Genomic DNA, 11,993 nt, shown 5'->3' with positions numbered 1-11,993 from the left:
TGTGACAAAGAGTCCCCCACATGACGATCCGTCGCGTCATACTTCCATGATTTCTTGTTCTTTTTCCGTTGCCGTTTGATCAAGTTGTTTGACGAACTTGTCTGTCAACGTCTGAACATCTTCTGTATAACCACGTAGATCATCTTCTGTCAATGCACCATCTTTTTCTTGTTTCTTCAACTGTTCGTTCGTGTCACGACGAATGTTACGGAGGGCAACCTTGCCTTCTTCCGTATACTTCTTGACGAGTTTAACCAGTTCCTTCCGACGCTCTTCCGTTAATGGTGGAATCGCAAGACGGATGACCGTACCATCAGATGATGGTGCAAGACCAAGATCAGCACGTTGAATCGCTTTTTCAATCTCACTCACCATTGACTTATCCCAAGGAGTGATCAAGATTAGGCGTGCCTCTGGTGTGTTGACATTCGCTACTTGATTCAGCGGTGTTGGTGAACCATAGTATTCGACTTGAACGGGATCCAAAATCGCAACGTTCGCACGACCTGCACGGAGTGTCGCAAGTTCCTTCTTAAGTGAAAGATGTGCTTTTTCCATCCGTTCTTCGGCTTGTTTTAAGATTTCTTTTGACATATTAGTTCCCCCTTACGATTGTCCCGATTTCGTCACCGATGACGACACGTTTGATGTTACCTTCTTCCATCAACGAGAAGACGATGAGCGGGATGTCATTGTCCATACAAAGTGATGTAGCTGTAGAATCCATGACTTGGAGTCCATCTTTTAAGACATCCAAGTAAGAGAGCGTCTCGAATTTTTTCGCTTCTGGATCAACGTTCGGATCCGCTGAGTACACACCATCGACATTGTTTTTCGCCATCAAGATGACTTCTGCTTCGATTTCTGCTGCACGAAGAGCAGCCGTTGTGTCAGTTGAGAAATAAGGATTTCCGGTACCTGCTGCAAAAATAACAACTCGTCCTTTTTCAAGATGACGCATTGCACGGCGACGAATATATGGTTCTGCTACTTGGCGCATCTCGATCGATGTTTGAACACGTGTTTCAACACCTACATCTTCTAAACTGTCTTGAAGCGCAAGCGAGTTCATGACTGTCGCTAGCATCCCCATATAATCGGCATTGGCCCGGTCCATCCCAAGTTCTGCACCTGTTTTACCACGCCAAATATTTCCAGCTCCGACAACGACCGCTACTTCAACATTTAATTCAATCAATTCGCGAATCTGTTCCGAGATGGATTTGACGATGACAGGATTAATCCCAAACCCTTGATCTCCTGCGAGCGCTTCTCCGCTCAATTTTAACACAATCCGGTTATATTTCGGTTGCATGACTATGTCCCCCTTGCTAAATTCCGTAAAAAAGGAACACGAACCACTTCCACACGAAAGTGGATTGAAGCATACGTGTTCCTTCTCTTGTCATCAGGATGATCCCGATTCTTATTTTTTAAGTTGGTTCATAACTTCTTCAGCGAAGTTCTCTTCGCGTTTTTCCATACCTTCTCCAACTTCGAAGCGTACGAATGACACGACTTTACCGCCTTTAGATTCTACATATTTACCAACTTTGAAGTCTGGATCCTTAACGAACGTTTGATCGACGAGGCAGATTTCCTCGAAGAACTTGTTCATACGACCAACGATCATTTTTTCAACGATGTTAGCTGGTTTTCCTTCGTTCAATGCTTGCTCAGTGAGGACTTTTTCTTCACGTGCTTTTTCTTCTTCTGTGACAGAAGTACGGTCAACGTAAAGTGGACGTGCTGCTGCGATGTGCATTGCAACGTCTTTTGCAACTGTTTCGTCTGTCGTACCTTCGATAACGACGACTGAACCGATGCGACCACCCATGTGGAGGTAAGAACCGAAGACTGCATCATCTGCTTTTGTGAAGAGCGCTACGCGACGGAGTGAGATTTTCTCTCCGATTGTTGAAGCTTCTTCTGAGATGTATGTGTCGATTGTTTTGCCTGCTTCGTATTCAGAAGCAAGAGCAGCTTCTGCTGTCTCAGAACCGTTACGGAGAACAGCGTCTGCGATGTTTTGAACGAGTGTTTGGAAACGTTCGTTTTTCGCAACGAAGTCTGTTTCTGAGTTGATTTCAACGAGTGCCGCTTTGTTGCCGTCAACTGCAACTGCAGTCAACCCTTCAGCTGCGATACGATCGCCTTTTGCTGCTGCTTTAGCGATCCCTTTTTCACGCAAGAAATCTACTGCTGCGTTCATGTCACCGTCAGTTTCAACGAGTGCTTTTTTGCAGTCGAGCATACCTGCACCTGTTTTTTCACGAAGTTCTTTAACCATTGCTGCTGTAATAGCCATTCGATATTCCTCCTTATAACATCCTTAGTTTCAAAAAAAAGGTGATAAAAGGTCGATTCCCTTTATCACCTGGCATCACGAATTACTCAGCGTCTGCTACTACTTCTTCAGTAGTTTCAGGTGCTACGTTATCTTCGCCTTGTTTAACTTCGAGGATTGCGTCAGCCATTTTACCAGTGAGCAATTTGACTGCACGGATCGCATCGTCGTTCGCTGGGATGACGTAGTCGATTTCGTCTGGATCACAGTTCGTATCAACAATCGCAACGATTGGGATGTTGAGTTTGTGTGCTTCTGCAATCGCGATACGCTCTTTGCGTGGGTCAACGATGAAGAGTGCATCCGGAACGCCTGGCATATCTTTGATACCGCCGAGGAATTTCTCAAGACGAGTCATTTCTTTTTTAAGAATGATGACTTCTTTTTTAGGAAGAACTTCGAATGTACCGTTCTCTTCCATTTTTTCAAGTTGTTTCAAACGGTTGATACGTTTTTTGATTGTAGAGAAGTTCGTGAGAGTTCCACCCAACCAACGTTCGTTGATGAAGTATTGACCTGCACGGATCGCTTCTTCTTTCACAGTGTCTTGAGCTTGTTTTTTCGTACCAACGAAAAGAACGTTTCCGCCTTCAGACGCTACTTCACGGATGAAGTTGTATGCTTCGTCTACTTTTTTGACCGTTTTTTGAAGGTCGATGATGTAGATTCCGTTCCGTTCTGTGAAGATGTATTTCGCCATTTTTGGGTTCCAACGGCGTGTTTGGTGACCGAAGTGTACACCAGCTTCTAACAATTGTTTCATCGAGATTACTGCCATGATGAATTCCTCCTTTTGGGTTTTGGATGTCCTCCGCGATGATCGTCTGTCCAGCTAACCTATTAAAGGCACCGCAGCTGGCGATACATGCGTGCGTAATTAACACCGTAGACTAATATAGCATAAAGATTAACGAGGAGCAACCTTCGTTTGACGAGAAAGTTTAGCAATTAAAGCGACCTCACCCGTTCCCCGGTTCAAAGAACGAGCGAGTGTCTCAATATCTGTTCCTTCGCGTAAAGCCTGCTCCACATCTGTTAAGACCTGTTCTTCGTTCTGTACTTCAGAAGGAACTGGTGTTTCAATATATGATTCAGCTCGTTCATTTTGTACAACATTTTCCTCAGGTAAAACTGATTCTATTGATGGATTCTGATATGTTTCATTTATAGGATTAGATGATACCTCAGATTTTACGTTCTGCTCGGTCATTTCATTTACTTGCTCCATAAAGCTTAATAAAACTTGCTCTGTTTCGCTTTTTTCAAGCTCTAAACGGGATATACGATCTTTTAAATCCGCTTGCTGACGAAACAGCACAAGTAGTGCGTAGCATATAAGAGCTGCTAAGAGTATATACACGACTGTCATGATTGATTTCCTTTCACATTGCGACACGATCTGCTAAGTAGGCACTTCCCAATGCATTTTTTAATTTACGGAGAGCCTTAGAGTGGATTTGAGAAATTCGAGATGTTGACAATTCAAGGATTTCGCCAATCTCAGTCAATGTTAATTCTTCATAGTAGAACAAGGAAACGACGAGTTGTTCTTTTTCTGACAGCTCTTTCACTTCCTCTGCTAATTTAGCAATCAACTCACGCATTAATAACATGTCTTCCGGAGTCGCAGTATCAGGGTCTAGATAGGAAACGGTCATTGCTTTCCCTTCATCTTGTAAAGTGACGGCTTCGTCAATCGATAATATATTTGCAAAATAACTTTCAGCTAACGCACTCTTCACTTCATCTGTAGACATTTCTACAATCGAAGATACTTCTTCAATCGTCGGAGTTCTTTGAAGAGATTGCTCTAGTATTTCAACAGCTGCTTCGACCCGCTTTGCTTTTTCTCGTAAAGAACGTGGTAACCAATCGATTTTTCGCAATCCATCTAAAATTGCTCCTCGAATCCGAAAGGCGGCATACGTGTCGAATTTATTATTATGATTTTGATCGAATTTTTGAAGAGCATCGTACAATCCCATCATCCCTAAACTTTTCAATTCATCCCGATCGACACTTTTAGGTAATGTTGCACTTAGTCGTTGAACATGATACTGAACGAGAGGCTCGTAATTCAAAAGTAATTCATCTGCTACCGTGATATCACGTGTCGATAGCCATCGATCCCAAAGTTGTTGTAATTCCTCACGCATGACCATTCCTCCTCTATATTTCCAACGTCCCGACATTTACTGTCCGGATAACGAGACGTCCTGACTTTGAGTGGAACTCGATCGTCCGCCCATTCGTGCCACCTACATCTTCTGCAACGAGTGGGATTCCTGTCTTTTGTAACATATCTTTGACGGACGCAATGTTTCGTTCTCCAATTCGCATCGATTCATGTTCGTATTTGAATTGGAACATCTGTGCACCACCAGCAATCTTAGCACGTAAGCGTAATGCACCATTTGCTCGTAAGCGTTTTACGATTTCTAAAATAGCAGTATCTGCAAACTTACCGATTTCTGCCTCGCGATTACGACTAATGGCCGAATCTGGCAACATCACATGTGCCATGCTTGATAACCCTCGCTCTTGATCATAGATGACGACCCCAACGCAAGAACCAAGACCAGCAGTGCGAAGAATGACAGGCTGTTTACTGATTGCGTATTCTGCAATTCCAATACGTATGAGTTCATCCATCAATGTCCACACCCAATCGCTGAAAAACTGTCTGAAACGCATTTGCTTCTGGAAGGAGAAGCAAGTGTCCAGTCAATTCATTCCCGGCACTAGAAAGATGAGTGTCGATATACAAAGCCATATTTCCCGATGTTGAAGATTCAAGCAATGCCACCTCGAGAAGTGCACCAACCATATCAAATGCAGAAGCAGGAACACTGACTTGGAGGGACAAATCCAACCAATCTGAAATCGATCGTGCATATGCCCCAATTAGTATATTCCCGATTTCCTCCCAGGCAGAAACCCCCATTTCATGAGAATCAGAGAAAAATTGGAATTCAGATTTCATTAGCTGTCCAATTAACTTTTCTGCATCATGGAGTGGCATCAAAAAAAGCAAGGTCGCTCGAATATCACCTGAAAACCGTAACAATGCGCCAGCCGTGTAAGCTTCTGCACCGCCCACACGATCTATGATCGTTGTAAACGATTCTAATTCGGCAGAAGGCACTTCGATTTCAATTGGTTTCCCTAAAAGTGTAGACAATGCTGTAGCAGCATGACCTGCTCCGATATTTCCAATTTCTCTGAAAATATCTTTTTGATCTGAATTAAGCATGAACGATATCCTCAAATAATCGATTTGGTTCGATTAAAGAAAACAGTTGGTCTTCTCCTTTTGCGACTGCCGTTAGGTAAGATGCATCTTCCTGTTTTTGTTCGCCCAAAGGCTCGATTCTAACTTCAGAAGATTCTACGACTTCATTCGCTCGATCAACGATGAATCCAGCGTCTCCGTGCTCAAGTGTTGCAATGATGATCCGTGTTTCTTCTGTTTCTTCGATCACGTCAAAACCTAAACGTGAACGTAAATCAATCACAGGTGTTACGACTCCACGCAAATTAATTACACCTTTAACGTAAGAAGCAGCATTTGGAATTCGTGTGATGGGAATGAGACGTTCAATTGAACGAACAGATTGTACGTCAATCCCATATGAATTCTCTTCTAGTTGAAAAACAACCCACTTTTGTTCCATCTTCAATTCCCTCACTTTCGTAATAGAGCGTTACTGTCAATGATTAATGCCACTTGCCCATCGCCAAGTATAGTTGCTCCGGAAATAGCCCGAATACCTTCGAGATAACTACCTAGCGGCTTCATGACAATTTCTTGTTGTCCAATCAATTCAGAAACGATTAAACCTGCCAGCTTTTCACCACTACGAACAACAACAACGGAGTAAGCCTCCGCATCATGTTGCGGCAATCCATAGACTTCATTTAACGAAATCAATGGAACCAATTGTCCACGGAAATCGAATACTTTCTCGCGATGCGCCTGTAAGATCGAAGAGCTTCTTAATGATGTTGTCTCGATGATTGCCGTCAACGGAATAGCATACGTTTCTTTACCAAGTTCAACCAACATTGCTGAAATGATAGATAACGTAAGTGGTAGACTAATTCGGAAAATAGTACCTTCACCACGACGTGTTTCTACAAATACTTCCCCACCAAGAGATTCAATCTTGGATTTCACAACATCGAGTCCTACACCTCGCCCGGACAAATCTGTCACCGTTTCTGCTGTCGAAAAACCTGGAGCGAATAATAACATCGATGCTTCTTCAATTGTTAATAGTGCCGCCTCTTCTTCCGTAATTAGCCCCTTTTCAATCGCGATTCGTGTGACGCGCTCGTGGTTAATTCCAGCACCATCATCTTCGATTTCAATGAAGACTCGATTTCCCGAATGATAGGCGCGTAATGATAAATTCCCTTCAACAGGTTTTCCAGCAAGAATTCGGTCCGCTTTGTTTTCGATTCCATGATCGATTGCATTACGAATCAAGTGAACTAATGGATCTCCGATCTCATCGATGACTGTTCGATCCAACTCTGTCTCAGCACCAGTGATATGAAGTTTTATGTGTTTTCCGACATCTTTCGATACAGAACGTACCATTCGTGGGAAACGATTAAATACTTGTTCAATTGGCATCATACGTAAAGTCAATACGAGAGACTGTAATTCGTTCGTCCCACGCTTAATTCGCTCAACAGTATCCGTCAATTCAGGAGAACCTACTTCTGCCGCAATTCGTTCTAAGCGACCTCGATCGATGATGAACTCCTCAAATAAGTTCATGAGGCGGTCAATCCGTTCAAGATTGACACGGATCGTTTTTGAAGCGACTGGTGCAGTGACATCCATTGGTTCACTCGTCGTAGAAGTCGCCTCTTTTTGAATCTCTTCAGTAACAGGTTCTTGTTGCAACGTAGAAGTGGCAACTTCTGCTTCTGACGTCGTCTCAAAAGGGACGATGGAAACATTCGCCACTTCTGATACGGCTTCAACTGCTTCTCGAATCGTCTCTTTTTCACTTTGTGTTACGAATAAAATCTCAAATGATGTATCAAAATGTTCTTGCTCTAAGTCATCTGAAGTCGGATTTGATAAAATGACGTCCCCCAGTGATTGAAGACGATCAAACACCATATAAACGCGAGCAGCTTTTAAGATGACATCAGCTGATAGTTCGACTGATAACACGTATGCTTGATAGCCTGCTGCAATCGATTGTTGGACAACCGCTTTTGAATAGACATCACATTCAAAATTCTGTTGCGTAGTAGGTAGAACATTCGTTTCAACTTGTACATCATTCGGTTGAATGAATCGCTTCAATCGATTAACCGTCTCCGTTACATCTAACTTTCCTTTTCCGCCTCGACTAATATCTTCAACCATCGTTTCAAGTTGTTCTGCCGCGACGAATAATACATCAATCAGTTCGGAAGTAGCTGGTTGTTTTTTAGAGCGAACTAAATCGAGAGCACTCTCCATTTCATGCGTTAAGTCAGCGATAGCATCATACCCCATCGTTCCTGCCATTCCTTTGAGTGTGTGAGCTGACCGGAAAATTTGATCAATGACAGCTTCGTCATCCATACGTTGTTCGAAATCCAATAAGCTTGTATTGATTGCTTGAAGGTGCTCCATTGATTCATCAAGGAACAATCCTACATATTCATTTAAGTCCATGAATGATTTCCTCCTTTATTTCCAACTTAATGGACATGATCTTTCCCATGCTTTAGCCGACTTAATAATCGATCTAAAAACTTTCGTTCTTTTACGCGAACACCCGTCAATGAAGTAGTAATGTGATCCATTCGCCAACTGACATGACTTTTTCGATCCATGATATAAAATGGCATTTGGGCTTTGACCGCTTTCACTACTGTTTGATCTTCAGGTAGAAAACCAATGAAACGTAGTGATTTTCTTAAAAATTGAGAGCTGACTAATTCGAGCCGATCAAATGTTTCAAGAGCTTCTTCACCATTCGTAGCTCGATTAACAATCACGGAAACAGGCAATTCATTCGCATGATGATGGGCTAATTTTACAAACGCGTACCCATCCATGATGGAAGTAGGTTCTGGTGTAACAACTAGCCATGCTTCATCTGCACTACCAATGAAATCAAACGTTTGATGATTAGCACCGGCACCTAGATCAAGTAATACATAATCATATTCATAGAAGAATCGAAATTCACGTAATAAAAAGGTAATGTCATCACTCGTGAAATTCGTCAATTCAGCAAATCCACTTCCCCCATGAATGAACTGAAGGGTTGGTGAATATTCTACAATTGACTGTTGTAGTGATTCTCTTTTCTTCACACATTCCATCAGTGATAACTTAGAAGATTTACCGAGTAAAATACCAATGTTGGCCATACCGATATCTAAATCGATAATAAGTACCTTCTTGTTTTGAAGAGATAGAGCAACACCTAAGTTGACAGCGACGTTCGTTTTCCCAACGCCACCTTTACCACTAACAATAGCAATCGTTTTAGTTTCATTTACGGATAACTTAGAGCGTAGGACTCGAGCTTGATCTTCTTGCATCATCCCATTCCTCTCTCGACGATCATCTGGGATATCTCTTCTACAGAACTAAATAAGATATCTTCAGGTACCTCTTGACCAGTGGTTATACAATAGATGGGTACATCACTTTCTTCCGCGAGACCAACGATTGACCATAATTCACTTGTCTCGTCCGCTTTTGAGAAAATAATTCCAGATACAGGTACGGATTGAAAGCGATCATACATACGAAGTAGATCTTGATATTTCGCAGTCAGACTGAGTACGAGAAATACATCCGTCTCTTCAAAAGTATGTCGACTTTTTAATTGTTCAACATACCCGACATCAAGGAAATTCCTACCCGCTGTGTCAATCAGAACGATATCGCATGATTGTAATGCTTCTTTCGCTTGTTCAAAGTCATTCAGATCGTATGCAACATGAATCGGGATACCTAGTATATCTGCATATGTGTTTAATTGTTCAATGGCAGATATCCGATATGTATCCGTCGTAATAAGACCGACTCGTTTTTTTTCTGTTAACGTAAAATGTGCTGCTAGTTTTGCAATCGTAGTCGTCTTTCCGACGCCTGTAGGACCTGTTAACATAATGAATTTCGAATGCGTCGTTTTCGTCCGAATCTTCGCTTGAACCTCTTCGAGTAATACCGTGTTCAATTCAGCTTGCTGCGTTTGATAATAAGTTGACACAAGTTTCTCGTGTAGGTGTTCTGCCAACTGATTCAACGCTGGCTCCGCAAGTAACTTAGCGTACTGTCTTAGTTCTCTTGGTAATGGTCTTTCCCCTGTCGTAATAATTGTAGGGCGTTCTACGATTGATCGCTGTTCTATTTGGTTTACATGAGGGTTCACTCTATTCGGCTGTTCTACTTTAACAGTCCTTTTATCCTCTACATGTTCATCCACCGAACCGACCAATTCTACTTTTCGTTTTGCAAAAACCCCGAAAATACCACCGACTTTTATATGCCGTGTATTCAAGATGATAGCTTCTTCGCCTAACTCCTGTTTAACTCGCTCCATTGCTTCAGCCACCGTATCTGCTACGATTTTTTTCACTATCATTGCTTATATCACCCCAATACTCTTCACTTCGATCGTCGGCATCAATTCGTTATACGATAAGACCGGAATATCCGGGAAGTATCGTTCCGTCAACTGACGAACGAACATTCGAATACTTGGAGAAGTCAGAATGATTGGATGTGCGCCATAGCGTTCAAACTCCATCGTCCGTTCTTGCAGCGTTTCGATGAAGCGACTCGCTTTTTCGGGATCAAGCGCTAAATAATTACCAAACTCTGTCTTCTGGATCGCCGACTGGATATCGAGTTCCATCTCACTTGAGACTGTTACGACGTGTAACACCTCTCCTTGCATGACTTGTTCAGTGATTTGACGTGATAAGGATTGGCGAACATACTCTGCTAGTAATTCACTATCCTTGGTTACTGCGGCATAATCAGCAAGCGTTTCAAAAATTAAAGGTAAATTTCGAATCGATATTTTCTCTTTTAGTAATTGAACGAACACTTTTTGCAAATCCCCAATCGAAAGTAGTTGCGGCGTAACTTCTTCCACTAAAATCGGATGAGATTCTTTTAAATGATCGACCAATTGTTTCGTTTCTTCTCGACCAAGTAATTCAGCAGCATGTTTCTTTAAGAGTTCTGTTAAGTGCGTGGCAACAACAGATGGTGGATCAACGACCGTATAGCCTGACATTTCTGCTCGGCTCCGTGTCTGTTCATCAATCCAAAGTGCTGGCATACCAAATGCCGGTTCAACTGTCTCGATCCCTCGAATCTCTGGATCGTCGACACCCGGACTCATCGCTAAGTAATGATCAAGTAACAGTTCGCCGGTTGCCATCTCACTTCCGCGTATCTTAATCCGGTACTGATTCGGTGATAACTGTAAGTGATCCCGAATCCGAACGGTCGGAAGAACGAATCCGAGTTCAAGAGCTAGTTGCCTACGAATCATGACGACACGATCGAGTAAATCACCACCTTGCGCTTCATCAGCAAGCGGAATCAAACCATAACCGAATTCGAATTCAATCGTATCAACATTCAGTAAGGAAATAACTGATTCGCTTGATCGTAAATTTTCGCTTGGTGCTTCTTCGACAGCAACTTCTTCTTGCATCGTCTTCGTCGCCTGCTTCATTCGCCAAGCAAAGAATCCAAACAGTGCAGCGATCGGCATCGTGACGTAATCCGGAATCGCCGTGAACAGTCCAAGTAAGAAGATCGCTCCTGCTGCAATTCCAACGAGGAGTGGTGTCCGTGTCAATTGACCGATGACATCCTCTCCAAGATTTCCATCAGACGTTGAACGTGTGACGATAATACCGGTCGCAACCGATATCAAAAGGGCTGGAATCTGACTGACAAGACCGTCACCAACTGTTAGCAACGTATACAAATTGACGGATTCCATCATCGGTAAACCCTGCTGGACAACACCGATGATCATCCCGAAAATCAAGTTGATGATGACGATGATGATGCCTGCGATTGCATCTCCTTTAACGAACTTCGACGCCCCATCCATCGCACCATAAAAATCCGCTTCCGACTGAATTTTTTGGCGACGAGTCCGGGCTTGCAATTCGTCAATCATGCCGGAGTTCAAATCAGCATCGATCGCCATTTGTTTCCCTGGCATCGCATCGAGCGTAAAACGTGCCGAGACTTCCGAGACTCGTTCTGACCCCTTTGTGATGACAAGAAACTGGATCAAGACGAGAATCAAGAAGACGACGAAGCCGACAAGCGCGTTACCTCCGACAACAAAACTACCGAAAGCCTCGATGACTTCGCCACCGTTTCCGTTTGATAAAATCGCCCGTGTCGTTGAGACATTGAGCGCAAGACGAAACAGCGTAACGATCAGTAACAATGTCGGAAATACAGAAAACTCAAGTGCCTCTTTGGCATTCATCGCAACGAGTAGTACCATCAAGGCAATTAAAATATTGATGATGATTAAAAAATCGAGCATGATAGCGGGCAGTGGAATGACGAGCATGAAGACGATCATGATGACGCCTAGCAGAACCGTTAAATCTCGTGTTGATATACTCATGATGC

At 42.9% G+C, this 11,993-nt stretch carries 13 protein-coding genes; all 13 read right to left on the bottom strand.

Annotated elements, in window-relative coordinates; all coding sequences use genetic code 11:
- Nucleotides 1–36: 36 nt before the first annotated feature.
- Nucleotides 37–594 (bottom strand): ribosome recycling factor, encoded by a 558-nt coding sequence (frr, locus tag EXG77_RS06055; RefSeq protein WP_023468691.1) that lies wholly within the window; start codon nucleotides 592–594, stop codon nucleotides 37–39.
- Between the two features lies 1 nt (nucleotide 595).
- Complete coding sequence (gene pyrH, locus EXG77_RS06050; RefSeq protein WP_023468692.1) at nucleotides 596–1,315, bottom strand: UMP kinase; 720 nt, start codon at nucleotides 1,313–1,315, stop codon at nucleotides 596–598.
- A 111-nt stretch (nucleotides 1,316–1,426) separates the two neighbouring features.
- Nucleotides 1,427–2,308 carry a translation elongation factor Ts gene (tsf, locus tag EXG77_RS06045; RefSeq protein WP_023468693.1) on the bottom strand — a complete coding sequence of 294 codons (882 nt, stop codon included), beginning with the start codon at nucleotides 2,306–2,308 and terminating at the stop codon, nucleotides 1,427–1,429.
- An 82-nt stretch (nucleotides 2,309–2,390) separates the two neighbouring features.
- Nucleotides 2,391–3,125 (bottom strand): 30S ribosomal protein S2, encoded by a 735-nt coding sequence (rpsB, locus tag EXG77_RS06040; RefSeq protein WP_012370721.1) that lies wholly within the window; start codon nucleotides 3,123–3,125, stop codon nucleotides 2,391–2,393.
- 129 nt (nucleotides 3,126–3,254) lie between these two features.
- Nucleotides 3,255–3,716 (bottom strand): hypothetical protein, encoded by a 462-nt coding sequence (locus EXG77_RS06035; protein ID WP_035396785.1) that lies wholly within the window; start codon nucleotides 3,714–3,716, stop codon nucleotides 3,255–3,257.
- A 13-nt stretch (nucleotides 3,717–3,729) separates the two neighbouring features.
- On the bottom strand, nucleotides 3,730–4,503 hold the full coding sequence (locus tag EXG77_RS06030) for a FliA/WhiG family RNA polymerase sigma factor (protein WP_023468695.1): 774 nt from the start codon (nucleotides 4,501–4,503) through the stop codon (nucleotides 3,730–3,732).
- 13 nt (nucleotides 4,504–4,516) lie between these two features.
- Complete coding sequence (locus tag EXG77_RS06025) at nucleotides 4,517–4,999, bottom strand: chemotaxis protein CheD (RefSeq protein ID WP_023468696.1); 483 nt, start codon at nucleotides 4,997–4,999, stop codon at nucleotides 4,517–4,519.
- Nucleotides 4,992–5,600, bottom strand: a complete 609-nt coding sequence (locus EXG77_RS06020; RefSeq protein WP_035396783.1) for a chemotaxis protein CheC — start codon at nucleotides 5,598–5,600, stop codon at nucleotides 4,992–4,994. Before EXG77_RS06020 ends, EXG77_RS06025 begins: the two co-directional genes overlap by 8 nt.
- Nucleotides 5,593–6,021 (bottom strand): chemotaxis protein CheW, encoded by a 429-nt coding sequence (locus tag EXG77_RS06015; RefSeq protein WP_023468698.1) that lies wholly within the window; start codon nucleotides 6,019–6,021, stop codon nucleotides 5,593–5,595. The genes EXG77_RS06020 and EXG77_RS06015 overlap by 8 nt, the downstream gene beginning before the upstream one ends.
- A gap of 11 nt (nucleotides 6,022–6,032) precedes the next feature.
- Nucleotides 6,033–8,030 carry a chemotaxis protein CheA gene (locus tag EXG77_RS06010; protein WP_035396781.1) on the bottom strand — a complete coding sequence of 666 codons (1,998 nt, stop codon included), beginning with the start codon at nucleotides 8,028–8,030 and terminating at the stop codon, nucleotides 6,033–6,035.
- A 26-nt stretch (nucleotides 8,031–8,056) separates the two neighbouring features.
- Nucleotides 8,057–8,911: a MinD/ParA family protein gene (locus EXG77_RS06005; protein WP_035396779.1), complete on the bottom strand. Its 855-nt coding sequence runs from the start codon at nucleotides 8,909–8,911 to the stop codon at nucleotides 8,057–8,059.
- Complete coding sequence (locus EXG77_RS06000; protein ID WP_035396778.1) at nucleotides 8,908–9,960, bottom strand: GTP-binding protein; 1,053 nt, start codon at nucleotides 9,958–9,960, stop codon at nucleotides 8,908–8,910. Before EXG77_RS06000 ends, EXG77_RS06005 begins: the two co-directional genes overlap by 4 nt.
- Before the next feature lie 3 nt (nucleotides 9,961–9,963).
- Nucleotides 9,964–11,988 (bottom strand): flagellar biosynthesis protein FlhA, encoded by a 2,025-nt coding sequence (gene flhA, locus EXG77_RS05995; protein ID WP_023468702.1) that lies wholly within the window; start codon nucleotides 11,986–11,988, stop codon nucleotides 9,964–9,966.
- Between the last annotated feature and the right edge of the window lie 5 nt (nucleotides 11,989–11,993).

This window comes from Exiguobacterium sp. OS-77 (assembly GCF_000414195.2).
In the GTDB taxonomy this organism is placed as follows: Bacteria; Bacillota; Bacilli; order Exiguobacteriales; family Exiguobacteriaceae; genus Exiguobacterium_A; species Exiguobacterium_A indicum.
The sequence above is the reverse complement of the archived record's forward strand: the minus strand, read 5'-3'. Positions and strand labels throughout refer to the sequence as shown.

What these genes read in the sequence shown, in the direction of transcription:
- frr (WP_023468691.1), bottom strand. Translation starts at nt 594, where the DNA reads ATGTCAAAAGAAATCTTAAAACAAGCCGAAGAACGGATGGAAAAAGCA.
- pyrH (WP_023468692.1), bottom strand. Translation starts at nt 1,315, where the DNA reads ATGCAACCGAAATATAACCGGATTGTGTTAAAATTGAGCGGAGAAGCG.
- tsf (WP_023468693.1), bottom strand. Translation starts at nt 2,308, where the DNA reads ATGGCTATTACAGCAGCAATGGTTAAAGAACTTCGTGAAAAAACAGGT.
- rpsB (WP_012370721.1), bottom strand. Translation starts at nt 3,125, where the DNA reads ATGGCAGTAATCTCGATGAAACAATTGTTAGAAGCTGGTGTACACTTC.
- EXG77_RS06035 (WP_035396785.1), bottom strand. Translation starts at nt 3,716, where the DNA reads ATGACAGTCGTGTATATACTCTTAGCAGCTCTTATATGCTACGCACTA.
- EXG77_RS06030 (WP_023468695.1), bottom strand. Translation starts at nt 4,503, where the DNA reads ATGCGTGAGGAATTACAACAACTTTGGGATCGATGGCTATCGACACGT.
- EXG77_RS06025 (WP_023468696.1), bottom strand. Translation starts at nt 4,999, where the DNA reads ATGGATGAACTCATACGTATTGGAATTGCAGAATACGCAATCAGTAAA.
- EXG77_RS06020 (WP_035396783.1), bottom strand. Translation starts at nt 5,600, where the DNA reads ATGCTTAATTCAGATCAAAAAGATATTTTCAGAGAAATTGGAAATATC.
- EXG77_RS06015 (WP_023468698.1), bottom strand. Translation starts at nt 6,021, where the DNA reads ATGGAACAAAAGTGGGTTGTTTTTCAACTAGAAGAGAATTCATATGGG.
- EXG77_RS06010 (WP_035396781.1), bottom strand. Translation starts at nt 8,030, where the DNA reads ATGGACTTAAATGAATATGTAGGATTGTTCCTTGATGAATCAATGGAG.
- EXG77_RS06005 (WP_035396779.1), bottom strand. Translation starts at nt 8,911, where the DNA reads ATGATGCAAGAAGATCAAGCTCGAGTCCTACGCTCTAAGTTATCCGTA.
- EXG77_RS06000 (WP_035396778.1), bottom strand. Translation starts at nt 9,960, where the DNA reads ATGATAGTGAAAAAAATCGTAGCAGATACGGTGGCTGAAGCAATGGAG.
- flhA (WP_023468702.1), bottom strand. Translation starts at nt 11,988, where the DNA reads ATGAGTATATCAACACGAGATTTAACGGTTCTGCTAGGCGTCATCATG.